Annotated in this window: 24 protein-coding genes; 12 read left to right on the plus strand and 12 right to left on the minus strand. The window is 61.7% G+C overall.

Annotated features, from left to right (window positions below; genetic code table 11):
* Positions 1 to 59: 59 nt before the first annotated feature.
* The 6 genes from poxB to IC234_RS19010 all read right to left on the minus strand — a co-directional run bounded on the left by poxB (position 60) and on the right by IC234_RS19010 (position 5,016).
* Positions 60 to 1,787 (minus strand): ubiquinone-dependent pyruvate dehydrogenase, encoded by a 1,728-nt coding sequence (gene poxB / locus IC234_RS18985; RefSeq protein WP_190927759.1) that lies wholly within the window; start codon positions 1,785 to 1,787, stop codon positions 60 to 62.
* Between the two features lie 130 nt (positions 1,788 to 1,917).
* The gene (locus IC234_RS18990) at positions 1,918 to 2,625 is read right to left on the minus strand and encodes a hypothetical protein (protein ID WP_190927761.1); all 708 of its coding nucleotides are present in this window, start codon (positions 2,623 to 2,625) and stop codon (positions 1,918 to 1,920) included.
* Positions 2,612 to 3,004, minus strand: a complete 393-nt coding sequence (locus IC234_RS18995; RefSeq protein ID WP_190927763.1) for a GntR family transcriptional regulator — start codon at positions 3,002 to 3,004, stop codon at positions 2,612 to 2,614. The genes IC234_RS18990 and IC234_RS18995 overlap by 14 nt, the downstream gene beginning before the upstream one ends.
* 18 nt (positions 3,005 to 3,022) lie before the next feature.
* On the minus strand, positions 3,023 to 3,802 hold the full coding sequence (locus IC234_RS19000) for a hypothetical protein (RefSeq protein ID WP_190927765.1): 780 nt from the start codon (positions 3,800 to 3,802) through the stop codon (positions 3,023 to 3,025).
* Positions 3,786 to 4,643 carry an ABC transporter ATP-binding protein gene (locus IC234_RS19005; protein WP_190927767.1) on the minus strand — a complete coding sequence of 286 codons (858 nt, stop codon included), beginning with the start codon at positions 4,641 to 4,643 and terminating at the stop codon, positions 3,786 to 3,788. The genes IC234_RS19000 and IC234_RS19005 overlap by 17 nt, the downstream gene beginning before the upstream one ends.
* 142 nt (positions 4,644 to 4,785) lie before the next feature.
* Positions 4,786 to 5,016: an SHOCT domain-containing protein gene (locus IC234_RS19010; RefSeq protein WP_190927769.1), complete on the minus strand. Its 231-nt coding sequence runs from the start codon at positions 5,014 to 5,016 to the stop codon at positions 4,786 to 4,788.
* Between the two features lie 101 nt (positions 5,017 to 5,117).
* On the opposite strand from IC234_RS19010, the gene IC234_RS19015 reads away from it, so the two are divergent.
* Positions 5,118 to 6,368 (plus strand): hypothetical protein, encoded by a 1,251-nt coding sequence (locus IC234_RS19015; protein ID WP_190927771.1) that lies wholly within the window; start codon positions 5,118 to 5,120, stop codon positions 6,366 to 6,368.
* 119 nt (positions 6,369 to 6,487) lie between these two features.
* Here IC234_RS19015 and IC234_RS19020 read toward each other — a convergent pair whose 3' ends face one another.
* The 4 genes from IC234_RS19020 to IC234_RS19035 form a co-directional block, all read right to left on the minus strand.
* Positions 6,488 to 6,988: a hypothetical protein gene (locus tag IC234_RS19020; RefSeq protein ID WP_190927773.1), complete on the minus strand. Its 501-nt coding sequence runs from the start codon at positions 6,986 to 6,988 to the stop codon at positions 6,488 to 6,490.
* On the minus strand, positions 6,988 to 8,616 hold the full coding sequence (locus IC234_RS19025; protein WP_190927775.1) for an acyl-CoA carboxylase subunit beta: 1,629 nt from the start codon (positions 8,614 to 8,616) through the stop codon (positions 6,988 to 6,990). The genes IC234_RS19020 and IC234_RS19025 overlap by 1 nt, the downstream gene beginning before the upstream one ends.
* Before the next feature lie 123 nt (positions 8,617 to 8,739).
* A complete protein-coding gene (locus IC234_RS19030; protein ID WP_190927777.1) occupies positions 8,740 to 9,756 on the minus strand; it encodes an MlaD family protein in 1,017 nt (338 codons plus the stop codon).
* Positions 9,757 to 9,874: 118 nt separating this feature from the next.
* Complete coding sequence (locus IC234_RS19035) at positions 9,875 to 10,621, minus strand: N-acetylmuramoyl-L-alanine amidase family protein (protein ID WP_190928160.1); 747 nt, start codon at positions 10,619 to 10,621, stop codon at positions 9,875 to 9,877.
* A 181-nt stretch (positions 10,622 to 10,802) separates the two neighbouring features.
* On the opposite strand from IC234_RS19035, the gene IC234_RS19040 reads away from it, so the two are divergent.
* From IC234_RS19040 to rplS, 9 genes are all read left to right on the plus strand, one after another.
* Complete coding sequence (locus IC234_RS19040; RefSeq protein WP_190927779.1) at positions 10,803 to 14,003, plus strand: putative LPS assembly protein LptD; 3,201 nt, start codon at positions 10,803 to 10,805, stop codon at positions 14,001 to 14,003.
* 124 nt (positions 14,004 to 14,127) lie between these two features.
* Entirely contained in the window at positions 14,128 to 14,511 is a 384-nt protein-coding gene (locus IC234_RS19045) for a response regulator (protein WP_190927781.1), read from the plus strand.
* 159 nt (positions 14,512 to 14,670) lie between these two features.
* The gene (gene panB, locus IC234_RS19050) at positions 14,671 to 15,486 is read left to right on the plus strand and encodes a 3-methyl-2-oxobutanoate hydroxymethyltransferase (RefSeq protein ID WP_190927783.1); all 816 of its coding nucleotides are present in this window, start codon (positions 14,671 to 14,673) and stop codon (positions 15,484 to 15,486) included.
* A gap of 252 nt (positions 15,487 to 15,738) precedes the next feature.
* Positions 15,739 to 16,449, plus strand: coding sequence for an RluA family pseudouridine synthase (locus IC234_RS19055; protein WP_190927785.1), 711 nt, complete (start codon positions 15,739 to 15,741; stop codon positions 16,447 to 16,449).
* 259 nt (positions 16,450 to 16,708) lie between these two features.
* Positions 16,709 to 17,497, plus strand: a complete 789-nt coding sequence (locus IC234_RS19060; RefSeq protein WP_190927787.1) for an acyl-CoA desaturase — start codon at positions 16,709 to 16,711, stop codon at positions 17,495 to 17,497.
* A gap of 155 nt (positions 17,498 to 17,652) precedes the next feature.
* Complete coding sequence (locus IC234_RS19065; protein ID WP_190927789.1) at positions 17,653 to 18,198, plus strand: 30S ribosomal protein S16; 546 nt, start codon at positions 17,653 to 17,655, stop codon at positions 18,196 to 18,198.
* A 96-nt stretch (positions 18,199 to 18,294) separates the two neighbouring features.
* The gene (gene rimM / locus IC234_RS19070; protein WP_190927791.1) at positions 18,295 to 18,876 is read left to right on the plus strand and encodes a ribosome maturation factor RimM; all 582 of its coding nucleotides are present in this window, start codon (positions 18,295 to 18,297) and stop codon (positions 18,874 to 18,876) included.
* 87 nt (positions 18,877 to 18,963) lie between these two features.
* Positions 18,964 to 19,638: a tRNA (guanosine(37)-N1)-methyltransferase TrmD gene (gene trmD, locus IC234_RS19075; RefSeq protein WP_190927794.1), complete on the plus strand. Its 675-nt coding sequence runs from the start codon at positions 18,964 to 18,966 to the stop codon at positions 19,636 to 19,638.
* Between the two features lie 168 nt (positions 19,639 to 19,806).
* Positions 19,807 to 20,187 (plus strand): 50S ribosomal protein L19, encoded by a 381-nt coding sequence (gene rplS, locus IC234_RS19080; RefSeq protein ID WP_190927796.1) that lies wholly within the window; start codon positions 19,807 to 19,809, stop codon positions 20,185 to 20,187.
* Between the two features lie 108 nt (positions 20,188 to 20,295).
* Here the strand turns inward: rplS and IC234_RS19085 are convergent, their stop codons facing one another.
* Positions 20,296 to 20,703, minus strand: a complete 408-nt coding sequence (locus IC234_RS19085) for a hypothetical protein (protein ID WP_190927798.1) — start codon at positions 20,701 to 20,703, stop codon at positions 20,296 to 20,298.
* A 156-nt stretch (positions 20,704 to 20,859) separates the two neighbouring features.
* Positions 20,860 to 21,480, minus strand: a complete 621-nt coding sequence (locus IC234_RS19090) for a DNA repair ATPase (RefSeq protein WP_190927800.1) — start codon at positions 21,478 to 21,480, stop codon at positions 20,860 to 20,862.
* Positions 21,481 to 21,835: 355 nt separating this feature from the next.
* On the opposite strand from IC234_RS19090, the gene IC234_RS19095 reads away from it, so the two are divergent.
* Both IC234_RS19095 and folE read left to right on the plus strand, forming a co-directional pair.
* Positions 21,836 to 22,243, plus strand: a complete 408-nt coding sequence (locus tag IC234_RS19095) for a 6-pyruvoyl trahydropterin synthase family protein (protein ID WP_190927802.1) — start codon at positions 21,836 to 21,838, stop codon at positions 22,241 to 22,243.
* Positions 22,236 to 22,895: a GTP cyclohydrolase I FolE gene (gene folE, locus IC234_RS19100; RefSeq protein ID WP_190927804.1), complete on the plus strand. Its 660-nt coding sequence runs from the start codon at positions 22,236 to 22,238 to the stop codon at positions 22,893 to 22,895. Before IC234_RS19095 ends, folE begins: the two co-directional genes overlap by 8 nt.
* Positions 22,896 to 22,945 lie beyond the last annotated feature (50 nt).

Here is a 22,945-nt window from a genome sequence, read left to right on the forward strand (position 1 = left end):
AATTAACGCTCAAAAGCGGGTTGGTGGGCCAAACCGGGCGAATTTCTGCAACACAACCGCTAGCGGAACAAGTTCGTTTTGGCCAGCTCCAGCAGCTCGCTGCCGCGGCCGTTCATCAGGGCCCGCACCGCGTACAGCCCGAAGCCCTGCGCCTGCTTCCGGTCGATGCTCGGCGGCATGCTCAGCTCCTGGCGCTTCACCACGGCGTCGACCAGCGCCGGCCCGTCGTGGGCCAGGGCCTCGCGCAGCACGCCTTCAAGCTGGCCGGGGTCCTGCACGCGGTAGCCTTTCAGACCGGCCGCTTCGGCCACGGCCCCAAAATCGGGGTTATCGAGCGCGGTACCGTAGTCGAGCAGGCCGGCGGCTTTCATTTCCAGCTCCACGAAGCTGAGGGCCGAGTTGTTAAACACGATGATTTTGACGGGGATTTTGTGCTGGCGAATGGTCAGCAGTTCGCTCAGCAGCATGGCCACGCCGCCGTCGCCGCACAGGGCAATTACCTGCCGGCCGGGCTCCACCAACGCCGCGCCGTAGGCCTGCGACACCGCATTGGCCATGCTGCCGTGCACGAAGGAGCCGATGAGGCGGCGCTGGCCGTTCATGCTCAGGTAGCGGGCCGCCCAGATGGTGGGCGTGCCCACGTCGCAGGTGAAAATGGCGTTTTCGGCGGCCAGCTCATCCAGCAAGCGGGCCACGTGCTGCGGGTGCAGGCTGGTGTCGCCGGCCTCGCCGGTGGCCAGTTCGGCAAGGTGGGCGCGGTCGTCGCGGTGGCGCTGCTGGGCTTCTTCCAAGTGTGCCGAATCGGCGCGCGGCGTGAGGTGCGGCAGCAGGGCACGCAGGGTTTCGGCCACGTCGCCCACCAAGCCAATCTCCACGCGGGTGCGGCGGCCAATGTGCTCGGGGCGGGTGTCGACCTGCACCACCCGGGCATCTTCGGGGAAGAACTGGCGGTAGGGAAAGTCGGTGCCCAGCATCAGAATGGTGTCGGCGTCCATGAGGGCGTGGTAGCCGGCGGGCATGCCCAGCAGGCCGGTCAGGCCCACGGCGTAGGGGTTGTTGGGCTCCACAAACTCTTTGCCGCGCAACGACTGCACCACCGGCGCTTTCAGGGCCTCGGCCGCCAGCAGCAGCTCGGCGTGCGCCCCCGCACAGCCAATGCCGGCCAGAATGGCCACTTTTTCGCCGGCATTCAGCAACGTCGCTGCTTGTCGAATGTCGGCCTCGGCGGGACGGGCCGTGCTGTGGTGGCCCAGGGTGGGCAGGCGCACCTCGGGCGCGTCGGTTTCGAGGTAGGCCACGTCGCCGGGCAGCACCACCACGGCCACGCCACGCTGGCCCAGGGCGGCCGCCACGGCACTTTCGATGGTGCGCACGGCCTGCTCCGGCGTCGAAATCAACTCGCAGAAATGGCTGCACTCTTTGAAAATGCGCTCCGGGTGCGTTTCCTGAAAGTAGCCGGTGCCGATTTCCACGCTCGGAATCTGGGCGGCCAGGGCCAGCACCGGCACGCGGCTGCGGTGGCAGTCGAAGAGGCCGTTGATGAGGTGGGTATTGCCCGGCCCACAGGAGCCGGCGCACACTGCTAGGTCGCCGGTGAGGTGGGCTTCGGCGCCGGCCGCGAAGGCGCCTCCCTCCTCGTGCCGTACGGCAATGAACTCGATGCCCTCGCGGGTCCGGATGGTGTCGGTGATGCCATTGAGCGAGTCGCCCACCACGCCAAACACGCGCCGGACGCCGGCGGCCTGCAGGGTATCAACAATGATTTCAGCTACGGATTTCTTCGGCATGGATTTCGGCGCTATGACATTGGCTGTACGCAAAAACAAAAGGCCCGGCGAGGGAGCCGGGCCTTTTGTCAATTAAATGCGGTACACCCCACTCTACTTACGCGGCAGTTGCACGGCGCTGCCGCAGGGGCTACCGTGACGCGGTTGGGCCCAGCCCCTGCGCGGCCTCGCCTTCGAAATGCGCGGTTGCCGTGGCGGCAAACCGGTAGCGCGGATGTTCGATGCCGCACGCCTGATTGAGCACGCCCCGGTCGCCGACGGCCACGTCCGCGGACCGAATGCGGTTGTTTTTTTCGAGGCCAAGTTCAGTACCGCTGGCCGCATTTACCCGCAAATACGCCAACTCACTGCCCACCACCTGCACCGATACCCCCGACGCGGCATCCACCGCCAGGCTGTCCTGCAGCAGGTTCTCCAGCACCACATGGCCGCCCGCTCCCTTGCGCCGGCCGGCCACGGTGGCAGGGACAGCGGCGGTGAAGCGCCGCAGCTCCGGGCAGGAGATGATGACCGTTTCGCGGTTGCCCAGGTCTTCTTCTTTGTCGGGATAAGCCAGGGCCACCGTCAGGCGCTGGCCCTGCTGGCTGATGCGCACGTACTTGGCGGCACCTTCGTTGAGGTGCACGGCATAGGGCCCGCGCACCACCTTGATGCTGAAGCGCGTGGCCGTGGGCACGGCCACTTCGCTAAAATTGGTCAGGGGCAGCGCCGTATAGCCGTAAAACGGCTTTTTGTAGTGGCCGGTGCGGTATTCGGCGCTCAGGGCCAGGTTGTAGGTCAGAAGCGAGCCGAGCAAGAGCGTCACACCCGCCGCAAATAACTGGTTACTGGTTTTCATGGGAAATGGGGTGTAGTTGCGCGTGTTTGAACTCTTCGTAGCGGCGTTGCACCTCGGGCAGTTCAATGCCGAGCAGCAGCATGGTGCCAAACACCTCCGGCAATTCCTGCGTCAGAAACCGCTCGCGGCGGGCGGCCTGCACTTGCTGCACGGCCGCGGGGGCCACAAAAAAGCCGATGCCCCGCTTGTTATACAGCACTTCCTGGCTTTGCAGCAGCTCGTAGGTGCGCATCACTGTGTTGGGGTTCACCTGCAGGTCGCCGGCTAGCTCGCGCACCGACGGAATCTTGCTGTCGGGCGGCCACTTGCCCCGCAGTATCAGCTCGCTCACGTACCCGGCTATTTGCAGGTAAATGGCTTCATTTTCTTTAAAATCCATGATTTTGATGCCTCGCGATTAAATCTCTTTCTCTTTCAATCGAGCAAAAGCGCCTGCCCAGGCCAGCAGCATCAGGCCCAGCATTACCCATTGCACCCAGCCATTGTAGGCTGGCGCTACGCTGACGGAATACCATTTCTGGCCCTCCTGAAAGGTGACGTTCGAAAACGGCATTACCATGTCCAACGATGGTTTCAGCAGAATTTTCGCCAGCATTGTATTGGCCAGCACAAGCGCCACGGCGCCCAGCAGCCCGGCAAAAGCCGTGCGCACGAAGTGCTGCTTTTGAAAAAAGATGCTGCCCCACAAGAAACCCGAGCTCAGCACTGCGTAGCCCACCAAGATGTAGTAGAGCTTGCTTTCCTGCGAAAACAGCGGCAGCAGCTTCGCGATTTTGCCCGGCCCGGCAGCAAAGTGCAGCACGAGGGCATCCACGAGGAAGAAACCGCTCACGTACACCGTCAGAAACACGGGCAGCACATAGCACCAGCCCACCAGGAATTTTTCCCACGTCGAAGCCGGCAGCATGAGCGCCGCCGTGGCCTGCCGCTTGTCGCCCAACGGCGCAAACACGCTGCTCGTGAACAGCAGCCCCACCAGAAGCAGCCCCGTAACGAAGGCGCCAATCTGATTGCCCACGGGCAGTGGTTCTACCGCCGACCCGTTCACCGAAGTGGCCAGCCAGAGGGCTAGCAGCCCCAGCACCACCCCCGTGGCCAGTAGGTAGCCGCGCCCGTGCTCGGCCGTGTGCTTACTGAATAAGCGCCCAAAACGCGAAATACTAAAGAACTGGCTCATGAGCAGAAGGTTGGGTTGATAAATGGTGCGTCAGCGCGGGCGCTTCGCTCACCAAGGCATTGAATAGTAATTCCAGGTCGACGCGGCCCGGCACGCCGCTGCGGTTGGGCCGGATGACCTGGGCGCCGCGCACCGATTCTTCGGCGTAGAGGGCCGTGGCGTCGGCCTCCGGCACCGTGGCGAAGGTCAGCCGCTCGGCTAGGTCGCCCAGGTCGGCGTTGAGCACAATGCGCCGGCCGTGCAGCACCAGCACGGTGTCAATCAGGCTTTCCAAATCGCGCACCTGGTGGGTGGAGATGATGAGGCAACGCTCCTCGGTGAGGGCCGAGGCCACGATTTTGCGGAACTGCGCCTTGCTGGGAATGTCGAGGCCGTTGGTGGGCTCGTCCAGCACCAGCAGGCGGGTGTTGGCGGCCAGGGCAAAGGCAATCATGAATTTCTTCTGCTGCCCAAACGAGAGCGACGGCAGCACGGCCTGCGCCGGCACCTCAAACTCGGCTAGGTACCGGGCCAGCGCCTCGTGGTCGAACGCGGGGTAGAACCCCGCCGTGTGCGCCACGAATTTCGCGGCCGTCACGCCCGGCACGTACACCTCTTCGGGTAGGAAGAACAGGTCGGCCAGCACGGCCGGCAGGCGCTTGGCCGCTGGCTGCCCCAGCACCTCGCACGTGCCGGCCTGCGGAAACGCCAGCCCCACCATGTTTTTGAGCAGGGTGGACTTGCCCGCTCCGTTTTTGCCCAGCAGGCCATAGATGTGGCCCTGTTCCAGCGTCAGGCTGAGGTTTTGAAAAAGTGGATGTTTGCGAGAGTACCCGAAATGGAGGTTACGGATGCGGACCATGAGGCTGTCGTTCTAGTGTCTTATTGATCTAGTACACTGCAAACGTAAAGCACGCATTTATTTCCTGCAAGCTTTATTTTTTGTTAATAGCAAAAAGCCCGTTCCTGATTTGGCACGGGCTTTCTTGGCACTGTAAATGCGGCTAGAAGCTGGCCAGAATGTGGTTGCGCTGCTCGTCGTATTGCGCCTCGGTGATATGGGCTTGCTCGAGCAGGCTTTTCAGAGTGCGCAGGGCCGTAAGGGTAGCGTTGGGGCCAGCACCTGCGCGCGTGGGGTTTTTGCTGCCCATCAGGGATATCTGAATGCGCCGGGCACAGTGGCTACAGGTATCGCCCAGCACCCGGTGGCCGTGTTTGCAATACTTACTTGACATAAAATGGTGCTTATAGAACAGGATTTCAAATATCCGGGGGCGTCGCGAAGCAGCGCAAAGTTCAAAAAAATCTTTTTCTTTGCATAAACCTTCTCTCTACCGTGCCGCGCCTATCCCCTCCCCTGCAAGCCGCGCTACGCGAGGCCGTGGCGGCCCGCTTTGGCCATTCCCTGCGCTATCCCAGCCACTGCGACGCCCTGGAGTTGGAACTGCAGCAAAACGCTGCCACTGCTGGCCGGCGCCTTAGTCCCAGCACCCTGCGGCGTTTCTTCGGACTGGTTGAAAAAGACGGCGGCTATCACCTTCACACCCTCGACACGTTGGCGCGCTACGCGGGCCACGCCGATTTTGCGGCTTTCGGGCAATCGGTGTCGGGCCGCGCCTTGCAGCCGTCTACCGCCCGCAGCCCGGCCACTACCGACATTCCCGAACTGCTGGCCATGGAGCAGCTGGCCTACCCCGAGCGGCTGCTGTTGGGGTACTTTTTGGGGCGCATCACGCGGCCTTCGGCCCCCGGCGGTGCGGCAGCCCCCCTGGCCCTGCAGCTGGCTACCCACCCAGCTGGCCAGGAATTCTACGTGGAGTCGTTCGTGGACCTGGCCCACCTCACTGGCGCGTTCGGGGAGGTACTGGCCGTCTACCTGCAGCATAAGCACACGCCCGAGGCCCAACTGTTTGGCCACGCTGCCTTGTTTCTGGCCGAATTTCTGGCCCAGGACGAGCCGGCCTGGCGCCGCCGCCTAGCGGTGGTGCGCGCTTTGCCCGTGCCGCCCGAGGTGCACGCCTTCCCCCGCGGCCGCCGGGCCTTTGCCGAAATCGTGACGGCCTGGCACGACGCGCCCGACGGCGTGGTGCCGGCGTCATTGCTGGCCCAGGTGCGGCAGGAAGCCCGCGACGTGCCGCGCACGGTGGTACCCCAGGGGCCGCTGCCGGCGTTCTACAACCTGTTTCCGGCCGGCTACCACTTCTTCGTGGCCGAGGCGCTATTTCTTACCGGCCAGTTTCCGGCGCTGCTCGACTGGCTAGCATTCACCAACCAGGAATTTCCCGAGCTGGCCTGGCTCGAAACCAATGTGTTCGACCAGCTGCTGCGCGCTTTCCGGGCCGTGGCCGAATTGCGCACCGGGCTCATCAGCGCCCGCGCCCCACACCTGCACTCCCTCTTCAACCTGGAAACCAACAGTTGGTTGCTCGACTACTTCCAGGTACACATCTGGCTGGTGGAGCTGCACTTCGCCATAGGCAACGATGCGGCCGAAGAAACCCGGCTGCGCAGCCACATCCAGGAGTTTGCGGCGCTGCACCGCATGCCGTTTTTTGAAACGGTAGCTGAGCGGATTGGTGCGAATTGAGATGTTATTGCCTTTTCTCAGTGGCATTCACAAGCCCGCGGTAAGCTAAGCGGTAGACGATGGCGGCGGTTTTATTTATGCCGTTGTAGCCGGCCAAAAGGTAAAGGGCCTGCATCATGCTACTGATAGGATTTCAGCATATCGTCAGGGCTCTGTATAATTCTGCCATCTGGGAATGCTGCCAAAAACTGACGCCCCAGCGCTTCATCCCGAAAATTTAATAGCGTGAAGGAGCTGTCGAAGGCTATTATTTCGATTTCGGAACCTGCTAGCTGAAACATCTCTGGCTCCGACCAGATTCGCCGGTTGCCGTCAGCATAAGGCACTTTTTCATGCGTCAGAGTTGGAACAACGCCAGCTACTCCGCAGAAAACGCCCCACACCACTTGGATGGCTTGACCAGCAAACGTGTCATGCAATTCTTTTCCAGACACCACGGTATAGCATGATTCCGAACTATCTGACTGCGTTTGCCAAGCATCAATCAGCGGTGACCAATCTCCCAGAGTCCAACACTGCAGGTTGGTAACTAGCCAGTTCAGGCTTTCTATTTGCTTTCGGAGCGGAATCAGCAGCGCGCCCAAATTTGTTTGATAGCCCTCTTCTAAAATTATGGTCATCACACCTGAATAACCCCCACGTTGTACGCCTTCTCAATCGGCGCGTGGTTGGCCGCCGCGATGCCTTCGGAAATGACTTTGCGGGTTTCCAGCGGGTCAATCACGGCGTCGACCCAGAGACGGGCCGCGGCGTAGTAGGGCGAGAGCTGCTCCTCGTAGCGGGCCTTGATGCGGTCGAGCAGTTCTTTTTCAGCTTCGGGGGTGATGACTTCGCCCTTGGCTTTGAGCGAGGCTACTTGGATTTGCAGCAGCGTGTTGGCCGCGGCGGCACCGCTCATGACGGCGAGCTGGGCCGTAGGCCAGGCCACGATGAGGCGCGGGTCGTAGGCCTTGCCGCACATGGCGTAGTTGCCGGCGCCGTAGCTGTTGCCCACGATGACCGTGAACTTGGGCACCACCGAATTGCTCATGGCATTCACCATTTTGGCGCCGTCCTTGATGATGCCGCCCTGCTCGCTCTGGCTGCCCACCATGAAGCCCGACACATCGTGCAGAAACACCAGCGGAATGCGCTTCTGGTTGCAGTTCATGATGAAGCGGGCCGCTTTATCGGCTGAGTCGGAGTAGATGACGCCGCCCATTTGCATGCCGGTTTTCTTGCTCTTCACGATTTTGCGCTGGTTGGCCACGATGCCCACCGCCCAGCCGTCGATGCGTGCCAAGCCGCAGATGAGCGTCTGGCCGTACAGGTCTTTGTAGGGCTCAAACTCCGAGTTATCCACCAGCCGGTTGATGATGTCCATCATGTCGTAGGGCTTCACGCGGTCGGCGGGCAGCAGGCCGTAGATTTCCTGCTCGTCCTGCGCCGGTTTGGCCGGGGCCACACGGCTGAAACCAGCCGACGCCTGCCCGCCCATCTTGTCGAAGATGTTGCGGATGTGCTCCAAGCACTCCTCGTCGGTATCGAACTTGTAGTCCGTCACGCCCGAGATTTCGGAGTGCATGCTCGCGCCGCCCAAGGCCTCGTTGTCGATGCTTTCGCCGATAGCCGACTTCACCAGATACGAGCCGGCCAGGAACACCGAGCCCGTGCCGTTCACTATCATGGCCTCGTCGCTCATAATGGGCAAATACGCCCCGCCCGCCACACACGGCCCCATAATGGCCGAAATCTGCACGATGCCCATGCTGCTCATCACCGCGTTGTTGCGGAAGATGCGGCCGAAATGCTCCTTATCCGGGAAAATCTCATCCTGCATGGGCAGGTACACGCCCGCCGAGTCGACGAGGTAGATAATCGGCAGCTTGTTTTCGATGCTGATTTCCTGGGCCCGCAGGTTCTTTTTGGCGGTGATGGGAAACCAGGCGCCGGCCTTCACGGTGGCGTCGTTGGCCACTACCACGCACTGCCGCCCGGCCACGTAGCCGATGACCACCACCACGCCGCCGCCGGGGCAACCGCCTTCCTCCTTGTACATCCCCTCGCCCGCAAACGCGCCGATTTCGACCTGCGCCGCGCCTTTATCGAGCAGGTACTCAATCCGCTCGCGGGCGGTGAGCTTGCCTTTGGCCTTGTGGGCCTCGATGCGCTTCGGGCCGCCGCCGAGGGCCACTTTCTGGAGTTTTTGGGTGAGGTTGAAGCTGAGTTGCTTGAGTTGGTCTTCGTTGCGGTTGAACTCGACGTTCATAAAAAGAGCGGTGGGATTTTGGGTGGGAATGGGCGCAAAAAAATCCGCCCGGGGGCGGATTTCAAAGGTACGGGTCCGACGGAGAGTACGCCGAAACCAGAACGGTATTGCAGAGTAGCGCGGCTACTTAATTGCCGGGGTGGCATCCGCCTTTTTCACTTCTTTCACTTCGGTAGTGGTGCTGCCGTCGGGCTTTTTGGTGGTTTCTACTTTGCTCTTTTCTTTGCCGCCGCCAAAGACAGAGAAGTGCACGTAGCGCTTGGGGTTGGCCTTGAGGTCGGTGAGCAGCTCGTTGGAACTGGCGGTGGTGGCGGCCAGGTTGTTGTAGAGCGTGGAATCGTGCAGGAGCTTACCCATGGAGCCGCTCTGGTCGTTGAGGGCCGTGTTGAGGCTTTGCACGGTGGTTTGGGCATCGGCCAGGGTGGCGTTGAGGCGGCGCAGGGCCGGGCCTACGGGCGCGGTTTTGAGCGAGTCGGACAGCTGCGAGAAGTTCACGGCAATCTTGTCGAGCTTGCCGGTGGTCTTGTTCAGGGCGGTGCTCATCTGGGCCAGGTTGCGGGTGATGAGGTTGATGTTGGCCTGGTTGGCCACGATGAGCGCCTGCAGGGCTTCGGTGCTGGCGCGGGCGCCGCGCAACGTGCTCTGGATGTTGGTTTGGGCGTCTTTGTTCAGGAAGCCGTTGATGTGCGAGAGAGTGGCACCCACCGTGTCGAGCACGGGCAGCGCCTTGGCTTGGAAGGCGTCGATGCTGCTCACGGCCGACTTGGTGCGCAGCTCTTCGCCGCCGCTGAACTCCTTGCTGTTTTTGCCCAGGAAGAGGGTAATGGTTTTGGAGCCCAGCAGCGAGCCGCTGAGGCCGGCGGTGGTGGAGTCGCCCACGGTGACGCCCTTCACCAGCTCCAGGGTGGCGCGCACAATGTTGCCGCGCTCGGGCATGAGCTCCAGGTTTTTCACCTGGCCCACCTTGATGCCGTTGAGCAGCACCACGGCGCCGACGTTTAGGCCTTCGGCGTTGGGGTAGGAGGCATAATACGTGCGGTCGTTCGACAGCAAGTTGCTGCCTCGCAGGAAATTATAGCCAAACACCAGAGCGACAACAGCGACGATGGTGAGCAGCGCCACTTTGATTTCTTTAGACACGTGTAGAGGTATTGAGTGATGAATTGAGGAACAGGCCTATACTTTGGTCACGTACGAGAACGGGGTGCTCCAAGGACGGGCGGGCGGGCAAAAACCAACCTCAACCGTGGCCTGGGCGCTATCCGCCTTCCAGTTCGCGCTTGTACTCGCGGAATGCGCGGTAGATGCCCGCGGCCATATACGACTGATTGGCTTTGTCGTTCAGGTACCGCTCCTCGGCGGGGTTGGTCAGGAAACCCGACTCGATGAGCACCGAGGGCATGGTCGACTTCCAGAGCACCAGAAAACCGGCCTGCTTCACGCCGCGGCTGGGGCGGCTGACGGTGGTGCGCAGCTGCCGGTCCACGCGCTGGGCGAAGCGCAGGCTGTTGGTGATGTAGGCCGACTGAAACAGCGAAAACATGATGTGCGACTGCGGCGAACTAGGGTCGAAACCGTTGTAGCGGGTCTGGTAGTTCTTTTCCTGCAGAATAACCGAGTTTTCGCGCTGGGCCACGCCGAGGTTGGCGGTGGTTTTGTGCAGGCCCATGGTCCACACCTCGGTGCCGTGGCTCTGGCTGGGACCGGCGTTGCAGTGAATGGAGATGAACAGGTCGGCGTGGTTGCGGTTGGCGATGGCGGCCCGCTCGTCGAGCTCCACAAACACGTTGGTTTTGCGGGTGTAAATCACCTTCACGTCGGGCATGTTCTGCTCTATCTGCTTGCCCAGGGCCAGGATGAGGCCCAGGGCCACGTCGGCCTCGCGGGCGCTGGCGCCGGCGCAGCCCCGGTCTTTGCCGCCGTGGCCGGCGTCGAGCACCACGGTGCGCAGGCGGTAGCGGTAGGGCGCGTTGGCGTCGGGCAGCGCCGCCGAGTCGGGCGCCACGCGGGTGGAGTCGGCCGTGGTCTGGGCCTCTGCTTTCCACTCCCCACTTGCGGCGCCCAGCAGCAAGAGGGCGGCACTGGCCAGGATGACAATAATCCGCACGTCGTTCGTTGAAGGGGCGGTAGCGACCTGCTACCTTTGTAGAAGCCCCAAAAGTAAACGAATTAACCGCTACTATACTTTGCCTCTCTGGTTTGGCCTACCTGCTGCCACCGATTTTCGGGCACGGCCGTCCCGTTTCCGCCGGGCCCGGCTGCGCGCGGTGTTGCACCAGGCCCTGTTTTTGTTGCTGCTCTGCGGCGTAGCCGGCCCGGCGGCGGGCCAAACCGTGACGCCCTCGGCGCCCAAAGAGCAAACGCCCCGCAAGGCCAAGATTCAAGCCCGCAAAGACCGGCGCAAGGCCATACTGGCCACGCCCGCCACCCCCGACCGCGCCCCCGTGGTGCCGGCCCGCCCCATTCCCAAAGCCAAGCCCGGCCAGCGCCCCGGCAGCGCCCCCACTCCGCCGGTGCGCAACATTTCGCCCGACCCGCGCGACCCCGTGGGCCCGCCGCCGCCCGGCGCCGTCAACGCCGGCCAGTCGCGCATTCCCGGCGCCTCGCACAAGCCCGTGCCCGACACGCTGGCCCCCGGCGGCACCACCCGCCTGCCCGGCCTCACGCCTACCGATACCACCGGCCTGGTGAATGGGGTGAGCCGCTCCGGCGACTCGCTGCAGTTGGCGGCCAAGCGCAAGGGCCAGATTGAAACCACCATCAACTACACGGCCAAGGACTCCATTCAGTTCGACGTGACCAAGAAGGTAGCGCGCCTCTACGACAACGCCAGCGTGGTGTATGGCAAAACCGACCTCAAGGCCGCCCTCATCACGGTGAACTACGGCAACAACACCATGCAGGCCGAAGGCAAACAAGACACGGTGAAAAACAAGCTGGTGGGCCGGCCCTTGCTCACCGACAACGGCCAGAAGTACGAGGCCCGCAGCATTGCCTACAACTTCAAAAGCCGCAAAGCCAAGGTGACCGAGGCCGTGACCACGCAGGGCGAAGGCTACGTGGGCGCCCAGGTCATCAAGCGCCTGCCCAACGGCGACATCAACGGCCTGATGGGGCGCTACACCACCTGCAACCTGGAGCACCCGCACTTCTACATTCAGGCCAAGAAAATGAAGGTAATTCCCGGCGACAAGGTGGTGACCGGACCTTTCAACCTGGTGATTGGCGACGTGCCCACGCCGCTGGGCTTCTTGTTCGGCTTCTTCCCCACGCCCAACAAGAGCCGCGGCTCGGGCGTGCTCATTCCCACCTTTGGGCAGGCCGCCGACCGCGGCTACTACCTCACCAACGGCGGCTACTACTTCGCCCCGAACGACTACATCGGCGTGCGCCTCACCGGCGACGTGTACGCTGGCAACGCCCAGACCTTCGGCGGCTGGGGCGCCACCGCCGACGTGACGTACCTGAAGCGCTACACGTACCAGGGCAACTTCAACTTCCGCTTCACCACCCGCCCCACGGCCCAGATACTGGACCCGGGCTCGCTGAACACAGGCCCCGAGTACATCAAGCCGCCGTCCGAAAACTCGTTCTGGATTACCTGGAATCACACGCCGGTGCCCAAGCCCGGCGGCGGGCGCTTCTCGGCCAGCGTGAACGCCGGCACCACCAGCTACAACCGCATCAACAGCCTCGACGTGCGGCGCAACGTGTCCACGCAGTTCAGTTCCACCATCAGCTACTCGAAGCAGATTCGGAACTCGCCCATCAACTACGACGTGCGCCTGAGCCAGAGCCAGGGCACCGACGGCACCATGACCTTCACGCTGCCCGACATCAGCGTGGGCGTGGCCCGGCAGTACCCCTACCAGTGGTTCGGCATCAAGCCCGGCGCGGGCGGCAAGTTCGGCGCCAGCTCCTACGAGCAATTCACGCTGAGCTACAACCTCATTGCGCGCAACGAACTGAGCAACCAAGTGAGCGCCCGCTCGCTGAGCAACGGCCTGCCCCTGCTGGGCGGCACCACCGACGTGAGCCGCATTCCGCTCAGCTTCAACAATGTGGGCAAGCTGCTGCGCAACTCCCGCAACGGCGTGCAGCACCAATTCGGCATCGGCCTGGGCTCCTACAATCTGGGGCCCTACTTCAAGCTGAGCCCCACCGTGAGCTACAGCGAGGTATGGTATGCCCAGAGCCTGCGCTACCGCTACAGCCCCGTGGCCCAGGCCGTGCGCATCGACACGGTGTATGGATTCAACCGCGTGAGCACCTACTCGGGCGGGGCCAGCCTCAACACCACGTTCTACGGCACCATTGTGCGCAAAGGCACCCACAAGATTCAGGCCCTGCGCCACAAAGCGACGCCCAGCCTTACCTACACCTACGCCCCGGCGCTGGGCCTCGACAACAATTTTCCGCAGGGCGTGCCGGTGTACCGGCAGGGACAGGAAGTCCTGACCGGCTTCGTGGACCAGTTTGGCCGCGTGGTGACGGACCCTAAAATACTCAATGCCTACACGTTCAATTCTTACGACGGCTTCCTGTTTGGGGCGCCCACCAGCAACCCGCAAAGCCTCCTTTCATTTCAGCTGCAAAACGCGGTGGAGCTGAAAATTCGGGATGAGAACGACACCACCGGCCTCAACCCCTTCCGCAAGGTCAGCCTCATCGAAGGGCTTGATTTAAACCTTAGCTACAACTTCGCGGCCGATACGCAGCGCCTGTCCAAGCTGGGCGTGAGCTTCCGCACTCAGTTGGCCAAAAAGCTCGCCTTCAACAGCAGCTTCACCTTCGACCCCTACCAGCGCGACGCCTCCGGTCGCACCATCAACAAGTACCTCTTCGAATCGAACCCGCGCCGGCTGCTGCGCCTGGAGTCGGCGGTGTTCTCTACCAACTACGCCTTCAACCCCGCTTCGGGCAAGAAAAAAAGCACCGTGCCGCGCGCCGTGGCTCCATCCAACACGCCTTCGCTGGGCACGGTGGGGCCGCCCAACTACTATGCCGACTACGTCGATTTCGACATTCCGTGGGAGCTCAACATGAGCTACAACGCCGGCTACACCACGGCCACCACCCCGCTCACCGAGGCCTACATTCGGGCCAACGGACGCCCGCCCATCTTGGCCGTCAACACCATTCGGGCCGATGGCTCGGTGAAACTCACCGAAAACCTGCGCCTCACCACCAGCTTCGGCTACGATTTCACCAGCCAGGCCGTCACGTTTCCCACCGTGAGCTTCTTCCGGGATTTGCACTGCTGGCAGATAAACGGCACCTGGATTCCGTTTGGACAGTACAAAGGGTACAATTTCACCATTGCGGCCAAGAGCAGCTTATTGCAGGATTTGAAGATTAATCGGAACCGCACGGTACAGTTCCAGTAAGCCCGTTTTCGTTCGCATAGGGATTGCCGTCGTTGGGGGGGCGCCGGCTCAGATTGAACGTTATTGGCGGCGTGGCAAAAATGGCAGGACGTGCTTTGGCATCCTACCCGACCCTGCCGCTGCCATGAACCCCTTCTTTCTGCGTGTGCTCCTCGCCGCCGACTCGCCCGAACAAGCCGCCGCGCTTGAGCACCACCTGCACGACGCCGGCCACGAAGTGGTGCGCATCGAAGCCCGCGGCGACGCCGCCCTCAAGGCCGCCCGCCTCGTGCACCCCGACCTAATCGTGCTCAGCGGCACCCTGCAGGGGGCCATGGACGGGGTGGCCCTGGCCACGGCCCTGGAGCAGCAGGTGCTGGCCCCCACGCCCATCGTCGTGGTGAGCGACCCGGACGAGTTGCCGGGCCTGCTCGCGTTGCAGGCCCCGGCCTGGCCCCAGCACTCGGAAGCCTCGTCGCTGCCCCAGCCCGACCTGTCGCCCGAACCCACCCGCGACGCGGCCGAATAGCTGCCGCCCGTTTTCATCTCCGCCCCATCTTTTCAGCCCCTGCGCTTCGGCCAGGGGCTTTTTGCTGGGCTGCCGCCGCCGGATAACGAAATTGTTGCCAGCTTTGCCCCGCCAAACGGCTGTCCATCCCCGTCAACCCGGCCCCGGCCGGCCACCCCCATGTCCCAGCACAAGGAAGTCAAGCTCGTCACCACCCACCAGATGCTCGCCATGAAGCAGCGGGGGGAAAAAATCTCCATGCTCACGGCCTACGATTATTCGATGGCCCAAATCCTCGACGGCGCCGGCATCGACGTGCTGCTCGTCGGCGACTCGGCCTCGAACGTGATGGCCGGCCACGAAACCACCCTGCCTATCACCCTCGACCAGATTATTTACCACGCCCAGGGCGTGGTGCGCGCCGTGAAACGGGCCTTCGTGGTGGTTGATATGCCCTTTGGCTCTTACCAAGGCAACTCTTCGGAAGCCCTGCGCTCGGCCATCCGCATCATGAAGGAGAGCGGCGGCCACGGCGTGAAGCTGGAAGGCGGCGCCGAAGTAAAGGACAGCATCATCCGCATTCTCACGGCCGGCATCCCGGTGATGGGCCACCTCGGCCTCACGCCCCAGAGCATCTACAAATTTGGCACCTACACGGTGCGCGCCAAGGAAGAAGCCGAGGCGCAAAAGCTGCTCGAAGACGCCCGCCTGCTGCAGGAAATCGGCTGCTTTGGCTTGGTGCTGGAGAAAATCCCCGCCTCGCTGGCCAAGCAAGTGGCCGAAGAGCTGACCATTCCCGTCATCGGCATCGGCGCCGGCCCCGACGTGGACGGCCAGGTGCTGGTGGTGCACGACATGCTGGGGCTCACCAAGGAGTTCAAGCCGCGCTTCCTGCGCCGCTACGCCGAGCTGCACGACGTGATGACCGAGGCGGTGCAGCACTACGTGGCCGACGTAAAAAACCGCGAGTTTCCGAGCAAAGAAGAGGGATACTAGCGCCTTTTTTATCGGGTGTCACCCCGAACGCAGTGAAGGACCTTTTCGCCCACGAACGACTCGTTCCAGCGTGAGAAGGTCCTTCACTGCGTTCGGGGTGACAGCCGACTACTCCAACCTGGCTTCGTATCTTCGCCCCACAAAAGAGCAAGAGCGGAGCGCCGGGCGAGTGTGGTCTGATGACGTGCGGAAGCCCCCGTGTGGGCCCCGGCCCGCTCCTGCGAAACCCAACCTCCCGCCCGCCCCCGCCGCGTGAATCGTCCCAACCTCTGGTCCGAAGGCAGAGAAATTCTGTTCGAAGACAACCACCTCCTCGTCATCAACAAGCCCGCCGGCCTGCTCGTGCAGGGCGACGCCACCGGCGACGAGCCCCTCTCGAAAAAAGCCGCCGAATACCTGCGCTTCAAATACAAGAAGCCCGGCGAAGCCTTTGTGGGGGTGTGCCACCGCATCGACCGTCCCGTGTCGGGCATCGTTATCTTGGCCAAAACCAGCAAGGCCCTGAGCCGGCTGAACGAGATGTTCCGCGACGACAAGATTCACAAAACCTACTGGGCCCTCACCGGCAAGCCGCCGGTGCCCGAAAGCGGCACGCTGGTGCATTGGCTGGTGAAAGACACCGTGCGCAACGTGACCAAAGCCTACCCCACGGCCCACGGCCAGGGCTTGCGCTCGGAGCTGAAATACGAACTGCTGGGTCCGGCCGGCAACCGTTTCTTGCTGCAGGTGAACCCCGTGACGGGCCGCCCGCACCAGATTCGGACCCAGCTGGCCACCGGCCTGGGCACGCCCATCGTGGGCGACGTGAAGTACGGCTTCATTGCCCCGCTGCCCGACGTGAGCATTGCCCTGCACGCCCGCCAACTGCAGTTGCAGCACCCCGTCACGAAAGAAGCCCTCACGTTCATCGCGCCCCTCCCCGACGCTCCGCACTGGGACGCCGCCCGGGAGTACTACAAGTAAGCAGTTGCCAGCTAAGCGCCTGTCGCCTTGATTGTCGCGAAGGACCTTCTCACGCCTAGACAAGCCGTGCCCACGTGGCAAGGTCCTTCACGGCACTCAAGGTGACAGGCGTTTGCTTATTTCACCGAAGGTGCAAGATTTTGGCCTTCTGGCACCGAAAACTCCCCTGCCCTGGCGGTGGCCGTAATTTTGCATCGTTTCCACTGAACCTAAGCGCTGGCATTTTGCTTCTGCCTGCAGTTCAGCTTTAGAACCCCTTATGGCTATCCTCATTTTCTTCGTTGCCCACTACTACTTGTCGCTGTTCACGCAGACGTTTTACCTGCACCGGTATGCGGCGCACAAGATGTTCACCATGAACCGCTTCTGGGAGAAGTTTTTCTTCCTCTTCACCTACCTCTGCCAGGGCAGCAGTTTCCTCTCGCCCCGGGCCTACGCGCTGCTGCACCGCATGCACCACGCCTACTCCGACACCGAGTTGGACCCGCACTCGCCCCACTTTTCGAACAACGCGTTCGACATGATGTGGAAGACCAAGGTGATTTACAACGACGTGGTGAACAACAACCACGAAGGCGCCAAGCGCTTCGAGGGCGACATTCCGGAGTGGAACTGGCTCGACAAATTCGGCGGCACCGTGTATTCGCGGGTGGGCTGGGGCACGGCCTACGTGCTATTCTACATCAATTTCGCCACGGCCTGGTGGCAGTACCTGCTGCTGCCCATCCACTTCCTGATGGGCCCCATCCACGGCGCCATCGTGAACTGGGGCGGCCACAAGTACGGCTACCAGAATTTCGACAACAACGACAAGTCGATGAACACGCTGGCCCTGGACTTCCTGGCTTTCGGCGAGCTGTTCCAGAACAACCACCACAAGCTGCCTATGCGCGTCAACTTCGGCGTGAAGTGGTGGGAATTCGACCCTACTTATGTGGCCATTTGGGGCCTGAACAAAGTGGGCATCATCAAGGTGAAGCGCAAAAACATGAACCTGAACACCATGTCGAAGCTAGCCAAGCCCAAGCGCGAAGCCATGGCAGCGTAGATGCAACAAGAGCAAAGAGAAAGCCCTGGCCTTACCGCCAGGGCTTTTTTCATTCTTCTGCTAGCTAATCCACTGACCAAGCGCTACCTTTGCACTCCCAATTTCGGGAAATCTTCATCAGACGCACGAGCTGCGTCGCACAACCCCACCGGTTTATGGCAGTTAAAATCCGCCTCGCCCGCCGTGGCCGCAAAAAGGCCGCCACTTACGACATCGTAGTTGCTGACTCCCGTTCGCCCCGCGACGGCCGTTTCATCGAGAAACTCGGCACCTACAACCCCAACACCAACCCCGCCACCATCAACTACGACGCCGACCGCGCGTTCTACTGGATGATGACCGGTGCCCAGCCCACCGACACCGTGCGGGCCATGCTGAGCTACCGCGGCGTACTCTACCGTCGTCACCTGCAGCTGGGTGTCGACAAAGGCGCCATCACCCAAGAGGTGGCCGACGAGCGTTTCAACGCTTGGAAGCAGGAGAAGGACGCCAAAATCGAAGGCAAGCGCACTGGCTTGGTCGACGCGAAGGAAGAAGCCCGCAAAGCTGCTTTCGCCGCCGAAACCAAGGTGAAAGAAGCTCGCGCCGAAGCGCTGCGTCAGAAGCAGGCTGCCTTGCTGGCTGCTAACGCCCCCGCTCCGGCTGCCGAGGAAGCCACCGAGGCTCCGGCCGAAGAGGCTGCCGCCGAAGCTGCCGAGTAGTTTTTAGGCAACTGAAAACCGTAAGAGTTTGGGAGTTGTGAGCCGGACCGGCTGGCAACCCCCAAACTCTTTTTCGTTTCCCCTCCCCCGCTCGCTATGACCCTCGACGAAACCTATCAGCTCGGCTACATCCTCAAAACCCACGGCCTGCGCGGCCACGTGGCCGCCCACTTCGACGTGGACGACGTGGACGACTACCTCAAGCTCAAAACAGTGTACCTCGCCCTGCCCGCCGCCCCCGCCAAGCTAGTAGAGCACAAGGTAGAGAAAGTGCAGCCCCAGTCCGGCAACCGCGTGCTGCTGAAGCTGCGCGGCATCGACCGCATCGAGGAAGCCGAGCCCTTGCGCGGCTCTCAGCTTTACCTGCCCCTAGCCGAACTGCCTGAGCTGGAAGACGACCAGTTTTACTTCCACGACGTCATTGGCTTCACCGTGGTCGATGAAACCCTGGGCGAGTTGGGCACCGTCGAAAACTTCTACGAGCTGCCCCAGCAGGACATGCTGGCCATGCGCTACCAGGGCCAGGAAGTGCTGATTCCGGTGGTGGATGAGTTAGTGAGCCACGCCGACCACGAGAAAAAGCAGGTCCACGTAAACCTGCCAGAAGGCTTGCTCGATGTGTACCTCAAGCCGTCTTCGCGCGACAAAGACGAGCCCGACGAATTCGACGAAGCGTAAACCAGCCGCAAGCTGCAAGCCAGAAGCTACAAGCCTTTCCAAGGCTAGTCAGCTTGCGGCTTGCGGCATGTGGCCTGCAGCCATTCTATGAGAATCGACATCCTCACCTGCTTGCCCGAATTGCTAGTTAGCCCTTTTTCCCATTCCATCGTGAAGCGGGCGCAAGACAAGGGCCTGGTTAACATTCACCTGCACCAGCTGCGCGACAAGGCCATCAACAAGCACGGCCAGATTGACGACGCCGTATTTGGCGGCGGCGCGGGCATGGTGCTTCGCGTAGAGCCCATTGCCGCCTGGATAGACGAGCTGCAGGCCCAACGGCCCTACGACGCCATCATCTACCTCACGCCCGACGGCGAAACGCTGCGCCAGCCCCTGGCCAACCGCCTGTCGCTGTTCCAGAACATTATCATGCTCTGCGGCCACTACAAGGGCATCGACGAGCGCATCCGCCAAACCTACATCACCCACGAAATCAGCGTGGGCGACTACGTGCTCAGCGGAGGCGAGCTCGGCGCGGCCATCCTGGTCGATGCCGTGGTGCGGTTGCTGCCCGGCGTGCTCGGCAACGAGGAGTCGGCCTTGTCCGATTCTTTTCAGGATGATTTGCTGGCGCCGCCGGTGTACACCCGGCCAGCCGAGTGGCGCGGCCAGGTGGTGCCGGAAATCCTGTTATCGGGCAATACGCCCAAGATTGAGGAGTGGCGGCACGAGCAGGCGCTGGCCCGCACCCAGCAGCGGCGGCCCGATTTATTGGGCTAAAACCAGATTCGGGCGCTTCGTTTTCTGAATCAACAGCAAATCAGTGAACAAGCTAACGCATGTTCTACAAATGACTTGCTATCCTCAACGGAAAGCCCTATCTTTGCGCTCCGTTTCGATAAAATACTAATTCCCGACGGCGGCGCCGTCTTTCGCAATTTCTCAGCCATGAGCGTACTACTTGACTTTATCCAGGCCGAATCGCAAGAGCGCCGCGCCAGCTTTCCGGACTTCGCCGCCGGCGACACCGTGAACGTGCACGTAAAAATCCGTGAGGGCAACAAGGAGCGCATCCAGCAGTTCCAGGGCGTGGTGCTGCAGCGCCGCAACCCCAGCTCGAACGGCGAAACCTTCACCGTGCGCAAGATTTCGAACCAAATCGGCACCGAGCGTATCTTCCCCCTGCTGTCGCCCAACATCGAGAAAATCGAAGTGGTGCGTCGCGGTAAAGTGCGTCGCGCCCGTCTGTTCTACCTGCGCGGCCTCTCGGGCAAGCAAGCTCGTATCAAAGAGCGTCGCTTGAACGTGGCCAGCAAGGCTACCGCCTAAGCAACGCCGCAGCTTTTCAGCTGCCTGTAATAAAAAAGCCGGCCCCACGCGTGGGGCCGGCTTTTTTAGGTTCTGGGTAGTCGCAATTGCGACAGCCAGAGCATTTCCTTAGCTGTGCGAGGAGAAATCCTGCGGCAGGTTGCCGTCGACTTCTGCCGTGCCGCCTTGCAACTGCTGCGCCACGCCGCTGAGGACCTCGCCCAGCTTGGTGATGCGCGTGGCGGTATTTACGTTCTCGGCGAAATTGGCGGCCTGGGTGGTTTCGGTGCCGAGGCGAGCCAGCAACGGGGCAATGACGTTCACGTCGAGCGAGCCGCTACCAAAGTGCGCTTTCAAGGCCTGCAGGTCGACCACCAGCTGATGCAGGGCGGGGTTGTTGGCGTCCTTCAGGTCTTCAATCCAGCGCTGCAGCTGGTTGTCGAGGCCGGCGCGCTCGGCGGTGGAGGCTAGGTCGCCGGTGAGGAGGTGAATGGCGCTGTCGAGGTGCACTTGGTGCTGCGAATCTTTCTTTTCCATGGGTGGGGTGTAGTGGTATCGGTAAGCAATTGCGGCCCGGAGCGGACCGCCTTCCTTGCCAACGTAGCAAGGCCCCGCGGGGTTGGGCCCGCGCCAGAAACAAAAAAGCCCCGCCAGTGCTGGCGGGGCTTTTGCGGAGCCGTCGGATTTGGCCGACTACTCAATCTTGTTCATGCGGTCCTTCACGGCTTCGAGGGCCACGCGCATGTTCACAATGTCGCCACGGGCGGCTTCCTGCTCTTTCAGGTTGAGGTCGATGAGGTTGTTGAACTGCTGGAGTTCGGCGGCGTTGGCGGCCAGCATCTGCTGGATTTCAATCTTGCGGGCCTTGTTCTTCTCGATGTCCTTTTTGATGGTGTTGGCCTTTTCAATCACGGCCATGTGGTTGTTCTGCGAGGCCACCAGGGCACGCTCGGCTTCGGCAATCTGCGACACTAGGTCTTCGCGGTACATCATGCGGGCGAAGTCTTTCAGGTACTTCTCGGCCGACTTCCACTGCACGGGGGTTTTGTCTTTTGCCAAGTAAGCGTTGCCCAGGTCGATGCTCCACCACACGGTGGTGCCGGTGGGCGTAGCGTCCACCTTGGAAATCACGCGAATGGGCGTGGGTGCAATTTCTTCGATGATGACGCCGTCCATGGTCACGACGCCTTTGTTGTTCTTCACCTTGCTGCCAAACTTGTCGTTCAGCTGCTTCAGCCAAGCGGCTTCCACGCGCTTGTTATCGAGCTGCACGCTCACGCGCTGGCCGGTGCGCGGAACGTTGCCAATGGACATATCGGCCTCATCCACAGGGGATTTCTGAGCATAACCACCCAGCGTTGCCAAGCATACAACAAGTAGGATTAGTAGGCTTCGTTTCATGGTAACAATAAACTTAATGAGAACTAAAAAAGAGGTCGAAGGAAGAACTGTTGTCCCCGGTATCGTTTTCCGGCTTTTCAAATTTAAGTCCTTTCTTTCATGCAAATTCTCTTCGCGAGAATTTTTTTAGGAATAATGCAGTTTTTATTTCTTTTGTTCAATTCATAATGTTTTAAGTCTAGTAAATGCAGATAGGCTGATTTTGTGAATGCCCTGCCTCGGGCGCCCAGACGCAACAAACGCCGCCGTGCGCGGGTTGTAAGCCCCTATGCAAGTCACCGTTTGCCGCACCGAGCATTTCAACGCCGCTCACCGCCTGTACAACCCCGCCTGGAGCGACGACCAAAACCAACGGGTTTTCGGCAAGTGCAACAACCCTAACTACCACGGCCACAACTACAACCTGACCGTGCGCCTCACCGGCGAGGTGGACGCCGAAACGGGGTATGTGTACGACCTCAAGCGGTTGAGCGACCTCATCAAGCACGAGGTGCTGGACCGCTACGACCACCGCAACCTCAACCTGGACACGGAAGAATTCCGAACCCTCAACCCCACGGCGGAAAACATTGCCGTCGTTATTTGGCAGCGCCTGCGGCCGCACCTTGCCGCCGGCCTGACTTTGTCGGTCACGCTCTACGAGACGGACCGTAACTTTGTAGAATACCATGGATAACCCTTCCGGGCCGGCCCCGGCAACCGATTCGCACCTGCCTATGGGCCTGCGCACTCCGCTCCGCGACGATGCCTTCGCGCGCAGCGACGACGAGAAAATTTCGGCCATCAGCGGCCACTTTGAGGCCATCATGCGCGAGCTGGGCCTCGACCTGACCGACGACAGCCTGGCCGGCACCCCGCGCCGCGTGGCCAAGATGTTCGTGAAGGAGTGGTTCAAAGGCCTCGACCCCGCGAACCGGCCCGAAGTGCGCATGTTCGAGAACCGCTACGATTACCATCAGCTGCTGGTGGAGCGCGACATCACGCTGTTTTCGTGCTGCGAGCACCACTTCGTGCCCATCATTGGCAAGGCCCACGTGGCTTACCTGCCCGGCGAGCACGTGGTGGGCCTGAGCAAACTCAACCGCGTGGTGCAGTACTACGCCCGCCGCCCGCAGGTGCAGGAGCGCCTCACCCGCCAGATTTCGGAAGAGCTCAAGCAAAGCCTGGGCACCGACGACGTGGCCGTACTCATCGAAGCCGACCACCTCTGCGTGATGAGCCGCGGCGTGAACGACACCAGCAGCTCGACCCTGACCAGCGAGTACGGCGGCCGTTTTGCCACCGACGAAGCCCTGCGGCGGGAGTTTCTGCGGCAAATCGGGAAATAAGCCGGGCTGGCTTCACCGCTGGTTGCCACCCCGCTGAAGCGGCGGCATTC

The sequence above is a fragment of the Hymenobacter armeniacus genome, assembly GCF_014699055.1.
GTDB classification, from domain to species: domain Bacteria; phylum Bacteroidota; class Bacteroidia; order Cytophagales; family Hymenobacteraceae; genus Hymenobacter; species Hymenobacter armeniacus.